The following is a 13,900-nucleotide window of genomic DNA, read 5'->3' on the forward strand; positions in this document are numbered from 1 at the left end:
TGTGATGGGGCACACAAAGGAGTGCGCCGGAAACATACATGCCTATTAGAAATACTTCTAAGCTCTAGGCGAGCACACAGTGGAGGTGAGCCATGGCGGTCGAGGCGGTGACCCCTCCCGAATCCGGAGAGTTGTGGGCGGGATCGGCTCCGGTGCCGGCTCGGCCGTCGCAGCCACCGGTGTCGATGATCGAGCGAATGACGCTGATACTGGACGCTTTCGACGGCGCGACGCCGACGCTCACCCTGCTTGGACTGTCCGAGCGCACCGGCCTACCCCGCTCGACGGTGCATCGCATCCTGGATCAGATGATCCGGCTGCGCTGGCTCGCGCACGCCCCCGGCGGCTATCGGCTCGGCATGCGCACGCTCGAACTGGGCGGACTTGCCGCTGACCACAACGAGATTCGCGACGTGGTGAGCCCGCTGCTGCACGACCTCTGTCAACGCACCGGCATGGTCGGACACCTCGGTGTGCTGGACGGTCGCGAGGTGCTCTACCTGGACAAGGCGGGCGGCCGGTTCGCCGCCAGCATCCCGACGCGCCTCGGCGGCCGGATGCCCGCGCACAGCACCGCGCTGGGCAAGGCGCTGCTTGCCTCCCTCGAACCGAGCATCGTCGAGACCTCGTTCCGGGATCATCTGCCACAGCTGACGGCCCGAACCATCTGCGACAGAGCCGAATTGCATCGCGAGCTCGCCCGCGTCCGGCAGCGGCAGGGCGTCGCCGTGGACAACGAGGAGTCGGTGGCGGGCATCGCCTGTGTGGCCGTCCCTCTCCGCGGTCGCGGGGCCGCGGTGGCCGCGCTGTCGTTGTCCGGTCAAATCGGCGGCGAGCGAACAGTTCTGGACACCGCCCGGCTGGCTCGGGTGCTGGTCGAGGTCGCGCACGAGGCCGGCCGTTCGCTCTTCCCGCGGCACGCCCGCTGGCGCTGAGCCTGCGGCTCAGTGCGGGATGGCGTCGATGATGGCGCGCGCGCCTTGGCGCAGCAGATCCGCGCCGACGAAGAAGCCGAGCGCCTGCGGATCTTCCGGGACACCCCACTGGCGGGAGTCCAGCCACTGGGCGCCGTCCGGGCTGAACACCTTGCCGTGCAGGGTGAGTCGGCCGGTGCGGTCGGTGGTGGCGAAGCCGGCGATGGGGGAGTTGCAGTGCCCCTGCAGGGCGTGCAGCATGGCGCGTTCGGCATCGGCCTGACGGTGCGTGTCCGGGTCGTCCAGGCGGGCGCCGAGTTCGAGCAGTTCGGTGTCGGTGGTCCGGCACTCCAGCGCGATGATGCCCGCGCCGATCGGCGGGCACATGGTGTCGAGATCGAGGGTCTCGGTGATCCGATGAGCCTGCTCGACCCGGTGCAGCCCGGAGACGGCCGCGATCAGCACATCGACGTGCCCCTCTTCGAGCCGGGCCAGCCGGGTATTCACGTTGCCGCGCAACGGTTTCACCGTCAGGTGCGGATAGTGCAGGAGCAGCTGCGCGGTCCGGCGCACCGAGCTGGTGCCGACCACAGTGCCCTCCGGCTGTTCGGCGAGCGGTGCTCCGTTACCGGTGATCACCGCGTCGTGCACGTCGTCGCGCGTCAGATATCCGGCGAACGCCAGCCCCTCCGGCACCGGGATATCGCCGGGAATGTCCTTGAGGCAGTGCACCGCCAGGTCTGCCTCGTCCACCAGCAGCGCGTGGTCGATCTCCTTGACGAAGGCGCCCTTGCCGCCGAGCTTGGACAGATCACCCATCCACCGATCCCCGGCGGTGGTGACCTTGACCAGCTCGCTCGCCACCCCGAGCCCCGCAAGCAACCCGGCAACCTGCTCTGCCTGAGCCACCGCCATAGGACTGGACCGAGTAGCGATCCGAATAATGCGCGCACGCGACATGTCGGGGACCCTACCCCTGTCCTGATGGTTGGCCGGAACGGGGACGCGGTGCGGGGGCCGCGGTGACAATGAGGGTGGCCGGGACGAGGAGCAACGCATGATGTACAGCGACCAACATCAGGAATTCCGGGCGATGGTCCGGCGCTACGTCGAGCAGAAGATCAACCCGCACGTCGACGAGTGGGAGCGGGCCGAGATGATGCCGCTGCACGAGATTTTCGCCGATATGGCCGAGCTCGGCATGCTGGGGCTCGAGTACGATCCGGCCTACGCGGGGCAGGGCGCCGACCATCTGTTCACCGTGGTGCTGTGTCAGGAATTGGGCCGGGTCGCGCACGGGTCGTTCCCGATGGCGCTGGGCGTGCACGTCGCGATGGCCACGCCGTCGCTGCACGCGCACGGCAGCGAGGAACTGAAGCAGGAGTATCTGGCGCCGGCGATGCGCGGTGAAACAGTCTGCGGCGTAGCGGTTACCGAGCCGGAGGCCGGTTCCGACGTGGCGGGCATCCGGACCAGCGCCCGCCGCGACGGCGACGACTGGGTGATCAACGGCTCGAAGATGTTCATCACCAACGCCGTGCAGGCGGATTGGCTGTGCACCCTGGTCCGCACGTCGCCGGAGGGCGGGTATCGGGGCATCAGCCAGATCATCGTGCCCACCGACGCCCCCGGCTTCCGGGTCGATCGCAAGCTCGACAAACTGGGCATGTGGGCCTCCGACACCGGCCTGCTCACCTTCGAGGACGTGCGAGTTCCGGTGCGCAACACCATCGGTGAGATCGGGCGGGGCTTCCAGCAGCAAATGTCGCAGTTCGTGATGGAGCGGATGTTCGCCGCCTACGGTGTGCCGGTCAGCTGCGCGATGGAACTGGAGATGACGCGGGACTATGCGCGGCAGCGCAAGGTGTTCGGTCAGCCGCTGTCCGCGAACCAGTACTTGCAGTACACCTACGCCGAGCTCGCCGCCAAGGTCGACTTGCTGCGCGTCTATACCGAGGCCGTCGCCCAGTCCTATCACGAAGGCGGTGACGTGACCCGGATGGCCACGATCGCCAAACTGGAGGCGGGCAGGCTGTCGCGTCAGGTCGCCGACTGGTGCCTGCAGGTGCACGGCGGCATGGGCTACATGGCCGAGACCTGGACCTCGCGCGCGTACCGGGACAGTCGTCTGCTGAGCATCGGCGGCGGCGCGGACGAGGTCATGCTGCGCGTTCTTTCCCTGATGGACGGTTTCACCTGACCCCCGAAATATGCCTGAGCGATATAGTTCTGCTGGTGACCGACGCGCAGGCTGTTTCGGCGAAATCCGAGGTACCCGACCTTCCCACGACCAGCTGGGCCGTGCTCGGAATGCTCTCGCACGCGGACGAACTATCCGGCTACGACCTGAAGAAGTGGGCCGACGGCAGCTTGCAGTTCTTCTACTGGAGCCCGTCGTTCAGCCAGATCTACGCCGAGCTGAAACGGCTGGAGAAATACGGCTACGCGACCTCGCGCACGGTGCCGCAGGAGGACGGCGTGCGCGGCAAGCGGATGTATGCCATCACCGCGAACGGCCGTGCGGCAGCGGCATATTGGGTGAATCACGCGCCGGTGGAGGCGCCGGTGCTCAAGCACAGCGTGATGCTGCGCGCCTGGCTCGGCCACCTGGCGGAGCCGGACCGGCTGCGCGAAATCCTCACCGAGCACATCGGTTACGCCGACCGCATGCGGGGGCTGGCCGAGGCGGACGTGGCGGGCGCGGGGGACGATCCGGCCCAGCCCTATCCGGCCGCCGTATTGCGCTGGTGCGTGCGCCATTACGAGGCCGAGGCCGAATTCGGCCGGGAACTGCTCGCCGATGTCGACAAGATCGCCACCAAGGCCGTGCCGAAAGCGAAGCGCCGCGCCTCCTGACCGGATGATTTCCGGTGGGCTGCTGGAGTGTCCAACAGTATGCTGGGCGTTTGCCCCACGCTTGCTGAAGCGTGAGCCTTTCACTGCGAAGAATTTTCGTTCCCCATATGGGCGGGCCGTCCGACTGCTTTCCTGATGGACGTCAGGATGGACAGTCCGTGAAGGAGCGCAGCGAGCGAACCATCTTGCAGCGCGTCCGGCGCGTGACGCAGCCGAGCGCTCGCGAGGCCGTCATGTGCAGGTGAACCGTAGTCGGGGAGCGATGCACCGGATACCTATCAATCAACGACACGTCCGTTCGGGGTGGCTGTGGTCTGCAATCGGTGTGGTCGCGATCGCGGGTGCGGCGGTCTGGCTTACCCGCCCTGACCCGCTGCACTGTGAGACGCCGAGCGCGCTCACCCAGTCGTCGACGGTCCGAATGCCGGTGGACAGCAGCGGTTTCACGCCGATCACCGCCCCTGCGGCGGACCCGCAGCCGGTGGTCGCCGGTGAGGCGCGGTTCTACTCGTTCAGCCAGGGTGTCTCGTGCTCGTTCGCCGGTCTGCCGCTGGACGGTTTCTATGTGGGGATGTCGACGCCGGAGTTCGGCAGGGCCGATCCGTGCGGTGCGTACCTCGATATCCAGGGGCCGCGCGGCGACGTGCGGGCCCTCATCGTCGACCGTTGCCCGGCATGTGCTCCGGGACAACTGGATCTGAGCGTCGCCGCCTTCGCTCAGCTCGCCGACCTGTCCGACGGCGTGGTGCCGATCCGCTACAGCGTGGTGCACAACCCGGAGCCGCCGCCGGAACTGTCCTATCAGGTGAAACCGGATTCCAGCAGCGCGTGGTTCGCCATGCTGGTCAGCGGAGCCGGGAACCCGTTGCGGGACATCGCTATTCGTCATGTTCTCGGCGGCGATTGGCGGCCTCTCACCCGCGGCATGGACAACTACTGGACCATCTCCGGCGCCGGAGCGGGCCCCTTCGTCGCGCGGGTCACCGACGTGCACGGCAACCAGGCCGAGATCTACGACATCGACCTGGAGCCGGGCGTGCATCCGACCGGTACCCGGCTCTACAGCGGGACACCGCCGGTCGCCGCGCCCGTGACCACGCCACCGCCGATCACCTCGCCGACCACGCTGGCCGCCGCGCCGCAACCGCCGTCGAGCCTGGTCTCCGCAGCCTGCCGGCGCTAGGCCCTCGACAGGGCCTAGCCGAGTTTCGCGGCCAGCGCCTTACCCGCCGCGCGCCCGGAGAAAATGCACCCACCGAGGAAGGTGCCCTCCAGCGCGTTGTATCCGTGCACCCCGCCGCCGCCGAACCCGGCCACCTCACCCGCCGCGTAGAGGCCGGGGAATGCGGTGCCGTCCTGGCGCATCACCTGCGAATCGAGGTTGGTTTGCAAGCCGCCCAGCGTTTTCCGCGTGATGATGTTGAGCCGGACCGCGATGAGCGGGCCTGCCGCCGGGTCGAGGATCCGGTGCGGCTTGGCGACCCGGCTCACCTTGTCGCCGAGGTACTGGCGGGCGTTGGTGATCGCCATCAGCTGGCTGTCCTTGGTGTACTTGTTGGCCACTTCCCGGTCCCTGGCGACGATCTGGCCTTCCAGCGCGTCGTAGTCGAGCTGCGGCCCACGCGCGATCTTGTTCATCCCGGCGACCAGCTCGCGCAGGTTGTCCGCGACCACGAAGTCGACGCCGTGCTGCTTGAACGCCTCCACCGGCCCCGGCGCGCCCTTGGCGAGGCGGCTCTTGAGCGTGAATTTCCAGTCCTTGCTGGTGATGTCGGGGTTCTGCTCCGAACCCGACAGCGCGAACTCCTTCTCGATGATCGACTGGGTGAGCACGAACCAGGAGTAGTCGTAGCCGGTGGCCAGGATCGCCTTCATCGTGCTGATGGTGTCGAAGCCAGGGAAACACGGTGCGGGCAAACGTGTTCCGTTCGCGTCGAACCACAGCGAGGAAGGCCCGGGAATGATCCGGATGCCGTGGTCGGGCCAGATCGAATCCCAGTTCTTGATGCCCTCGGTGTAGTGCCACATCCGATCCCGGTTGACCAGGGCGCCGCCCGCGGACTCGGCGATGGCGAGCATCCGCCCGTCCACGTACGCGGGCACGCCGGAGATCATCGTCTCCGGGCACTTGCCGAGCCGTTCGGTGGGCCAGTTGCGCCGGATCATCTCGTGGTTGTGCCCGATGCCGCCGGAGGTGACGATCACCGCCTTCGCCCGGAACTCGAACTCGCCGACCACCTCTCGCGACGAGGCCTTGCCGCGGTCGAGGTCGGTCTCCGCCAGCACGCTGCCGCGCACGCCGACCGCGGCGCCGTCCTCGATGATCAGCTCGTCGACTCGGTGCCGGAAACTGAAGCCGACCAACCCTTTTCGTTCGCCTTCCAGGACCGGCTCCGCGAAGACCCGCACCACCTCCGGCCCGGTGCCCCAGGTGAGGTGGAAGCGCGGCACCGAATTGCCGTGCCCGTCGGCGAAACTCCCGCCGCGCTCGGCCCACCCGATCACCGGGGTGATCCGCAGCCCGAGCTCGTGCAGATAGTCGCGCTTCTCGGTGGCCGCGAACCGCACATAGGCCTGCGCCCACTGCTTGCCCCAGAAGTCCTCGTCGTCGCGGTCGAAACCGGCCGAGCCGAGCCAATCCTGCAGCGCCAGGTCGTAGGAGTCCTTGATGCCGAGTCGCCGCTGCTCCGGGGTGTCCACCATGAACAGGCCGCCGAGCGACCAGAACGCTTGCCCGCCGAGGTTGTTGCGGTTCTCCTGGTCGAGCACGTGCACCTTGCGGCCCGCCTTGACCAGCTCGTGCGTCGCGACCAGGCCGGCCAGCCCGGCGCCGACGACAATGACATCTGCCTCGGTGGCGAATGTGGAATCGGACATGTTCATCCTTCGGTCTCGGTGCTGTAGGCCAGCACGACGTGGTAGAAGAGGTCGGTGCGCCTGCGTCGGACGACGCGGCTACGTGGTTCCATCAGCACCTGCACGCTGGTGCCGTCGTGCACCGCGACGAGGGCTTGGCCCAGCGCTTCCGGGTCGGGCACGGTGCGGCCGATCTTGGCCAGGCCCGCGACGACGGTCGGCATCAGGGCGCCGACGATCGCCTCTTCGCGCGCGGCCATCACCCGCCGCAGCTCGGGATTGCGCAGCGCATGCGTGGTGAACTCCGCGGTGATGCGATACCAGCCCTCGTCGATCGGTACCGCCCGCTCCAACTGCTCGATCGACGTGCGGACATCGGTGCCGCCGACCGGGATATCGTCGAGCAGGCGCTGCACGCCGGCGAGCATGGCGGCCGAGCGCTGCTCCCACATGGCCAGGAACAACTCGTCGAGCGAGCCGAAGTTCGAGTAGAAGGCGCCGCGGGTGAACCCGGCGCGCTCACAGACGCGTTCCACGGTGGCCTTGCCGAAGCCTTCCTCGGCGAAGGCTTCGTAGGCGGCGGTGAGCAACCGCTCCCTGGTCTCGGCGCGGCGGCGGGTGACGCGGGTCGCCGAGGTTCTCGCGTCGGTGGGCGACAACGGGCACCTCCTGGGGCGGGACCGGTGCGAACCGGCCGAATGGATACAGAAATGTATTCAATACATAAATGTATCAGATTTGGTGCTGTGACGTGGTGAAATCGGACGGGTAGCGTGATCGCTACTCGATACGACCGTGCATCCTGGTGGCAAAGGAGAGATCGGTATGAACGAGGTCGACCGGCCCGCATCCATGACCGGCTGGCGCGTGCGACGCCCCGGGCCTATCGACGAGGCACCGTTGGAACAGGTGTGGGAGCCGATGCCCGAACCCGCCGCCGACGAGCTACTCGTGCGCGTGCTGGCGTGCGGTGTGTGCCGGACGGACCTGCACGTGGCCGAGGGCGACCTGCCGGTGCATCGAGTAGGGGTGGTACCCGGGCACGAGGTGGTCGGGGAGGTGGTGGCCGTCGGGCCGGGGGTCGGCGCGGTGGCCGAAGAGTCGCGGTTCACCCAGACCTTCGCCGTGGGTGATCGGGTCGGCATCGCCTGGCTGCGGCATACCTGCGGCGCCTGTAAGTACTGTCTGCGCGGCGCCGAAAACCTCTGCCCCCGTTCGACTTACACCGGCTGGGATGCCGACGGCGGCTATGCCGAATTCGCTACTGTGCCAGCCGATTACGCGCTGCGTCTACCGGACGGCTACGCCGATACCGAACTGGCCCCGCTGCTGTGCGCGGGCATCATCGGTTACCGCGCACTGGAACGCGCCGCACTGCCACCCGGTGGCCGCCTCGGTCTCTACGGCTTCGGCGGCAGTGCGCATATCGCCGCTCAGGTAGCGCTGTCCCGTGGCGCGGAGCTGCATGTGATGACCCGCGACCCGGCCGCACGGGAACTAGCCCTGGCGCTCGGCGCCGCCTCCGCGCAGGGCGCCGCGGAGCCGCCTCCGGTGCAACTGGATTCGGCGATCATGTTCGCGCCGGTCGGCAGCCTGGTGCCGCCTGCCCTCGAAGCGCTGGATCGCGGCGGCATCCTCGCCATCGCGGGCATTCACCTCAGCGACATCCCGGCGCTGAATTACCAGCGGCACCTGTTCCAGGAGCGGGAAATTCGCTCGGTCACCGCCAACACCCGCGCCGACGCCCGCGAATTTCTCTCCCTCGCAAGCGAACACCGCATAGAAGTGACCACCCGTGGGTACTCCTTGGGAGCGGCAAATCAGGCCCTCGCCGACCTCGCGCACGGACGATTCACGGGCGCAGCGGTTCTCGTGCCATAGAAAAAGCCCCGCAGGACACGATTCGGTGCTGAGTACGCATCGTTCGGGTCCTTTTGCTTGACGGCCCGCTCCGCCGTTCTTACCTTCGCAGATATAGCCGAGTGGCACTTGTCTATGACAAGTGTCACTCGGCTTCTCACAACGGCGTGAGCGGGTGATCACGATGGCAAACCGGAAGGTAATTCATTTCGAAAAGTGGCGGGTGGTGCAGGCATTCATTGTGCTACTGCTCGTCGCGGGATTCGGAACGACGACAGGATCGAGTGCGTGGGCGTCGCCCTGTACAGCGGTCGAGGTGGTGGTCGCACGAGGTACCAACGAACCCGGATATCTGGGTTCGGGGGTCGGCGATCCACTGTATGACACGCTGCGGCAGACGCTTCCGGTGAGCTCCAGCGCGTACCGCGTCAATTATCCTGCGGACCTGCTGGATCCGACCTCGATCAGCAGGGGCACCCAGGACATGACCGCGCACATCATGTGGCAGTCCTCGATCTGCCCTGATCAGCGGTTCATCCTGGTCGGCTACTCGCAGGGCGCGGTGGTCACCCACGGCGTGCTCGGTACCGGCATCGTGACCGCGCTCGGTGGCATGCACACCCTCCCGTTCGACATGGAATGGCGGGTGGCGGCGGTGCTGCTGTTCGGTGATCCGGTCCGGCTGGTCGGCTGGAACGTGCCGGATCTGTACGGCTGGCGCACCGCGAACTACTGCACCGGTGGCGATCCGGTGTGCGGTGCCGGCTTCGACTTCGGGGCGCACGGCAACTACGGGTGGGCCATGTGGCCTGCGGCCGAGTTCGCCGCTTCGCGAGTCTGAGTCCTCTACCGGGGAATCCGCGGCGGGGCCGACCGGAGGGTCGGCCCCGCTGTCGGCTGTTCGCGGTAGGTGCGTCGGTACCACCGACGGTCCTTTGTTCGCCATGCGCAGCAAATTCTCTGAAACGCCGGTGGTCCTTTTCGATTCGGACACGCTGCGGCGAAATCCGGTGGAACGCGGGGAGTTCCGGTGGTGCGGCCCGAGGAAGGCGTGATAGGAACAGCGAATGTCCGATGATTCCGACATCGCACAAGCCCGGGTCTTTCTGGACTTGCTCGCCGCACACGCCCGCACCCTCGTGCGCGCCATCAATACCGCCGAAAGGACATTCCAAACACAGCGACTGCGCGACCTACACGCGGAGCTGCACACAGTGCGCCACTGCATCGCCCGAATCCACTACCGCTACCCCCATATCACCCCACCGAACCGCGCCCGAATCTGAGCGATTCCGCCTCGATCGCTCACAATTTGCGAAATCAGGCACGGGTTGTGAAACGAAGGCGCACACCGCTTGTGCAGGCCGCACACCCGCTATGGGGGTGTGCGGCTCGAACAAAAGCGTGGGGTGCGCTGTGGGTCAGCGGATCCGGTGCGATCCGTCGATCAGCTCGGGACTACCACTGCAGCCCGGGCACCACCCGGGCCACGCGCGCGGCCGGGCCGGGGAGTGCCATGAAGGGCATGAGGACTGGCGAGAGGACCTGCAGCGGGCTGCGCCCGGCGTCGGCCTTCTTCGCCGCCGTCTTCTTCTTGCCCTGTGCCGCAGGGGATTCCCCGAAGAGGCGGAAGCCCTGGTGCAGGATGGTCTGCTTCACCGACGGCATCAGGAGGTCAACGGCCTGGGCGAAGGTGCCGACAGGGGTGTCGATGCGGTGCGGGCGATCCTCGAGTGCGCGGACCACGATGGCGGCCGCCTGGTCGGGGTCCGGGACGGGCAGCGACTTGTAGAGGTCGGTGGGGGCGATCATCGGGGTGCGCACCAGCGGCATCCGCACCGAGGTGAAAGTGATTCCCGCATCCCGGTTTTCGACGGCCGCGATCTCGCTGAAGTTGTCCAGCGCCGACTTGCTCGCGACGTAGGCCGCGAACCGGGGCACCTTGGTCTGGACGGCGATCGAGGAGATGTTGACGATGTGGCCGAAACGCCTTGCCCGCATGGCGGGCAGCAGCGCCAGGATCAGCCGGACCGCGCCGAAGTAGTTGACCGCCATCGTCCGCTCGAAATCGTGCATGCGGTCGGTGGAGTTGAGCACCGACCGGCGGATCGAGCGGCCCGCGTTGTTCACCAGGTAGTCGACGTGGCCGTGCTCGGTGAGCACGACCTGCACCAGCGTCGCGACCGCGTCGGCGTCGGTGATGTCGCACGGATAGTCATAGGCCACACCACCTTCCGCACGCACGGAGTCGGCCGCGTCGGCGAGGTCGTCCTTGCCGCGGGCCACCATCAGGACGGTGGCGCCGCGGCGGGCGACCGCGTGCGCGGTGGCCAGGCCGATGCCCGACGACGCGCCGGTGATGAGCACGATCCGGCCGTTGAGCGGCTCGTTGGCCACGGCGGGCTGCCCGCGATGCGGGTCGAGGTTTTCCCGCCAGTACTGCCAGAGCCGGTCGGCATAGCTGGCGAAAGGCGGCACGGACAGCCCGGTGCCGCGCAGCTGCGCCCGGGTGGAGTCGGAGATGAACTCCGCGGAGAAGGAGGTGTGCGGCGCGACGGCGGCCGGAATCCCCAACTGCTCCAACAGGAAATCGCGCACCGCGGGCACGCCGGGCAGCTGGGAGAGCCCGCTCAGTGCCCGAGCGCTGAGCGGCACGACGCCGATCCCCGACGGCGCACCCGCCGCCGCGGCGAGCGCGCTGTACACCTCGCTGAACGGCTGCGGCTCGGGATTGACCAGGTGGAATGTGCGCCCGTCCAAGCCGGGCTTGTGCACCAGGGCGGCCATCGCGGCGGCCACGTAATCGACCGGCACGATATTGGTCGCGCCGAGATCGGGCAGCGGCAGCGGCAGTTCCGACGGCAGCGCGGCCAGCTTGGCGATCGCCGAGAAGAAGTAGTACGGACCGTCGATCTTGTCCATCGCACCGGTCCGCGAGTCGCCGACCACGATCGCGGGCCGGTACACCCGCCAGCGCACCCCGTGCGATTCGCGGACGAGTTTCTCCGCCGCGAACTTGGTCCGGTGATAGGGCGAGGTCAGCCGCTGGCCGAGGTCGAAATCCTCCTCGAAGAACTTGCCCTTGTGGTCGCCCGCCACCGCGACCGACGAAACATGATGCAGCACAGCGCCGCTCGCGCGGGCCAGGTCGAGCACCGACCGGGTGCCCGCGACATTGGCCGCGTGCGCGGTGTCCTCGTCGGCGGTCATGTCGTAGACGGCGCCGAGATGGATCAGGTGATCCGCCGCGGGCGCCTCCCTGGTGAGTCCGAGTCCCTCGGCGGTGAGATCGCCGACCAGCGAGAACACCCGCTCGCCGCCGTTCCATCCGGTGGCGAGGTCGGCGAACTTCTGCAGCGACTCCTCGCGCACCAGCACGTGGATGACGGCCTCGGGGTCATTGTCCAGGAGTTCCTGAACGACCCGCCGTCCCAAGAATCCGGTACCGCCCGTCACGATGTAGGTAGCCATCGCCCTCTCCTGCTGTTCATTCGAACCGTGTTGTCGCACAAGTCATCCGGCATGCAACGGTGAATGCGGAGATTTTGGAAAGCAGGAACCCCTTCGTCCTGACTTATAGGAAACAGTAATGATCCTGATCATTTCCGGCAAGCCTTCCGGGCCGGATCACTATGTGGGACTGGTCACCCATCGGTGCAGGTCAAAGGGTAAGTGTTACAACAATTTCCAGGTATCGCTTAACTGGTCAATCGTCCAGTAGGGCGCGGCTACCGACCGGCTACCGCTTCTCGATCCGGGCGGGCGGCGCCTGGACGGCGGGCTTGTCGCGAAAGAGCGCTTCGAGAGCGTCGAGATCGGTTGGGCCGGGGACCTTGTCGATGCCCTCGGTGAAGACCGTGAAGCCGTCGCCGCCACCGGCGAGGAAGCTGTTGGTGGCGATCCGATAGGCAGCGGCCGGGTTGAGCGGCTGTCCCGCGATCCGGACGCTGTCGCCGATCACCTTGCGGCCCTTGGGGGCCGAGTCGGCGTAGGCATAGGTGAGGCCGGCGAGGGAGAGTACCGCGGGCTTGCTGGTGTTGTCCCACTGCTGCTCGAGCAGGCGCAGGACATGCTGCCCGGTGAGGGTCACGGTGACGACCTGATTGCCGAACGGTTGGACGGTGTAGATGTCGCCATAGGTCACCGGCCCCGCCTTCAGGTCGGCGCGGACGCCGCCCGGATTCATGAACGCCGCGACGGCACCGGCCGGTCCCGCGGTCGCCGAGAGCATTGAGTCGGCAATGATATTGCCCAGCGGTGAGGCGCCCGACGCGTCCGGTTCGCGCGGCAGCACGTCGGCGGCCGCACCGACCACCCGAGCCGCGCGCGGGCGGGCCTGCTCGGCGTAGAAGTCGACCAGCGCGGTGGTGGCCGCGTCTGGTGTCACGTCCCGGGTCACCACCCGGTTCACGGCCGACGCCTGCACGCCCTCGGGTGCGAAACGCAACGTGAGATCGGTGATGAGCCTGCCGAAGGAGGCCGCCTGGGTGACCACCTTGCCGTCGATCGTGCACACGTAGGACTGGTGGCTGTGCGCGGTGAACAGCGCCTTCACCACGGGATCGACGCGCTTGGCGAGCCCGACGACATTCGGGGTGAGGTCGGCGCATCCGTTGTAGTCGATCGGGGCGTCTTTCTCGGCACGCTGACTGCCGCCGTCGTGCATGAGCGCCACGACGGTCTCGGCGCCCGCCGCCCGCATCTCCGGCACATACTTGTTGATGGCGTCCACCCCGTCGCCGAACCGGTATCCCCGAATGCCTTCGGGGAAAACGAGATTCACGGTGTCGGGGGTGACCGTGCCGACCACGCCGACCTTGTGCCCGCCGACCTGCAGGATGGTCCACGGTGTCAGCGCGGGCGGCAGCTTGCCCTCGGCGTCGGTGACGTTCGCGGCCAGGTAGGGAAACTTTGCTCCGGTGAACGGTTCGCCCGGTGAACACCCGTCCGGCGCGCAGCCGCCCTGCTGGAGCCGGGCCAATTCCAGTACGCCGTCGTCGAATTCGTGATTGCCGACCGAGGAGGCGGCAACGCCGATGTTGTTCATGAACGTGATGGTCGGCTCGTCGCGGAAGAGCCCGGACACCAGCGGGCTGGCCCCGATGTCGTCGCCCGCCGCGACCACCGCGCTCGCCGGGTAGGCCGCCTGCAACCGCGTCAGATGTGTCGCCAGGTAGGCGGCACCACCCGCGTCGTAGTTGGCGATCTTGCCGGTCGAACCGGCCGGTGGCTGCAAGTTCCCGTGCAGGTCGTTGAACCCGAACAGATGCACCTCGTCGGATTTCGCCGCGGGCAGATCGTTCGTCGAGACCAAGGGGACGGCGACCGGTGTGGGCGACGTGGTCGGCGCACCGCCCTTGTCGTCAGCGGTGCCGCATCCCGCTATCAAGACGATGCTCACGAACCCGGAGAAA

General features: G+C 67.5%; 12 protein-coding genes. 7 read left to right on the plus strand and 5 right to left on the minus strand.

Annotation, left to right across the window (positions count from 1 at the left end; translation table 11 throughout):
- Positions 1-92 precede the first annotated feature (92 nt).
- Positions 93-935 carry an IclR family transcriptional regulator gene (locus DMB37_RS39095; protein WP_135237030.1) on the plus strand — a complete coding sequence of 281 codons (843 nt, stop codon included), beginning with the start codon at positions 93-95 and terminating at the stop codon, positions 933-935.
- Between the two features lie 9 nt (positions 936-944).
- On the opposite strand, the gene hemC is transcribed toward DMB37_RS39095, so the two are convergent.
- On the minus strand, positions 945-1,973 hold the full coding sequence (gene hemC / locus DMB37_RS39100) for a hydroxymethylbilane synthase (protein ID WP_370465281.1): 1,029 nt from the start codon (positions 1,971-1,973) through the stop codon (positions 945-947).
- Here hemC and DMB37_RS39105 point away from each other — a divergent pair.
- The 3 genes from DMB37_RS39105 to DMB37_RS39115 all read left to right on the plus strand — a co-directional run bounded on the left by DMB37_RS39105 (position 1,972) and on the right by DMB37_RS39115 (position 4,953).
- Positions 1,972-3,114, plus strand: coding sequence for an acyl-CoA dehydrogenase family protein (locus DMB37_RS39105; protein ID WP_135237032.1), 1,143 nt, complete (start codon positions 1,972-1,974; stop codon positions 3,112-3,114). The genes hemC and DMB37_RS39105 overlap by 2 nt on opposite strands.
- Positions 3,115-3,149: 35 nt before the next feature.
- The gene (locus DMB37_RS39110) at positions 3,150-3,770 is read left to right on the plus strand and encodes a PadR family transcriptional regulator (protein ID WP_206055127.1); all 621 of its coding nucleotides are present in this window, start codon (positions 3,150-3,152) and stop codon (positions 3,768-3,770) included.
- Positions 3,771-4,095: 325 nt separating this feature from the next.
- Positions 4,096-4,953 (plus strand): expansin EXLX1 family cellulose-binding protein, encoded by an 858-nt coding sequence (locus DMB37_RS39115; RefSeq protein ID WP_167769078.1) that lies wholly within the window; start codon positions 4,096-4,098, stop codon positions 4,951-4,953.
- A 14-nt stretch (positions 4,954-4,967) separates the two neighbouring features.
- Here the strand turns inward: DMB37_RS39115 and DMB37_RS39120 are convergent, their stop codons facing one another.
- The gene (locus tag DMB37_RS39120; protein WP_135237034.1) at positions 4,968-6,653 is read right to left on the minus strand and encodes an FAD-binding dehydrogenase; all 1,686 of its coding nucleotides are present in this window, start codon (positions 6,651-6,653) and stop codon (positions 4,968-4,970) included.
- On the minus strand, positions 6,650-7,285 hold the full coding sequence (locus tag DMB37_RS39125; protein WP_135237035.1) for a TetR/AcrR family transcriptional regulator: 636 nt from the start codon (positions 7,283-7,285) through the stop codon (positions 6,650-6,652). Before DMB37_RS39125 ends, DMB37_RS39120 begins: the two co-directional genes overlap by 4 nt.
- A 193-nt stretch (positions 7,286-7,478) precedes the next feature.
- Here DMB37_RS39125 and DMB37_RS39130 point away from each other — a divergent pair, with 193 nt between their 5' ends.
- The 3 genes from DMB37_RS39130 (at position 7,479) to DMB37_RS39140 (ending at position 9,772) form a co-directional block, all read left to right on the plus strand.
- Complete coding sequence (locus DMB37_RS39130) at positions 7,479-8,507, plus strand: zinc-binding alcohol dehydrogenase family protein (RefSeq protein WP_135238093.1); 1,029 nt, start codon at positions 7,479-7,481, stop codon at positions 8,505-8,507.
- 163 nt (positions 8,508-8,670) lie between these two features.
- Positions 8,671-9,327, plus strand: coding sequence for a cutinase family protein (locus DMB37_RS39135; RefSeq protein WP_167769079.1), 657 nt, complete (start codon positions 8,671-8,673; stop codon positions 9,325-9,327).
- A 226-nt stretch (positions 9,328-9,553) separates the two neighbouring features.
- On the plus strand, positions 9,554-9,772 hold the full coding sequence (locus tag DMB37_RS39140; RefSeq protein ID WP_135237036.1) for a hypothetical protein: 219 nt from the start codon (positions 9,554-9,556) through the stop codon (positions 9,770-9,772).
- A 172-nt stretch (positions 9,773-9,944) separates the two neighbouring features.
- On the opposite strand, the gene DMB37_RS39145 is transcribed toward DMB37_RS39140, so the two are convergent.
- Both DMB37_RS39145 and DMB37_RS39150 read right to left on the minus strand, forming a co-directional pair.
- Positions 9,945-11,957, minus strand: coding sequence for an SDR family oxidoreductase (locus DMB37_RS39145; protein ID WP_135237037.1), 2,013 nt, complete (start codon positions 11,955-11,957; stop codon positions 9,945-9,947).
- A gap of 268 nt (positions 11,958-12,225) precedes the next feature.
- The gene (locus DMB37_RS39150; RefSeq protein ID WP_135237038.1) at positions 12,226-13,887 is read right to left on the minus strand and encodes a bifunctional UDP-sugar hydrolase/5'-nucleotidase; all 1,662 of its coding nucleotides are present in this window, start codon (positions 13,885-13,887) and stop codon (positions 12,226-12,228) included.
- Positions 13,888-13,900 lie beyond the last annotated feature (13 nt).

The sequence above is a fragment of the Nocardia sp. CS682 genome (genome assembly GCF_004634405.1).
In the GTDB taxonomy this organism is placed as follows: Bacteria; Actinomycetota; Actinomycetes; order Mycobacteriales; family Mycobacteriaceae; genus Nocardia; species Nocardia ninae.

Coding starts and splice junctions, on each gene's coding strand:
- hemC (WP_370465281.1), bottom strand. CDS start 1,973: ATGCGTTGCTCCTCGTCCCGGCCACCCTCATTGTCACCGCGGCCCCCG.
- DMB37_RS39095 (WP_135237030.1), top strand. CDS start 93: ATGGCGGTCGAGGCGGTGACCCCTCCCGAATCCGGAGAGTTGTGGGCG.
- DMB37_RS39130 (WP_135238093.1), top strand. CDS start 7,479: ATGACCGGCTGGCGCGTGCGACGCCCCGGGCCTATCGACGAGGCACCG.
- DMB37_RS39145 (WP_135237037.1), bottom strand. CDS start 11,957: ATGGCTACCTACATCGTGACGGGCGGTACCGGATTCTTGGGACGGCGG.
- DMB37_RS39105 (WP_135237032.1), top strand. CDS start 1,972: ATGATGTACAGCGACCAACATCAGGAATTCCGGGCGATGGTCCGGCGC.
- DMB37_RS39140 (WP_135237036.1), top strand. CDS start 9,554: ATGTCCGATGATTCCGACATCGCACAAGCCCGGGTCTTTCTGGACTTG.
- DMB37_RS39120 (WP_135237034.1), bottom strand. CDS start 6,653: ATGAACATGTCCGATTCCACATTCGCCACCGAGGCAGATGTCATTGTC.
- DMB37_RS39135 (WP_167769079.1), top strand. CDS start 8,671: ATGGCAAACCGGAAGGTAATTCATTTCGAAAAGTGGCGGGTGGTGCAG.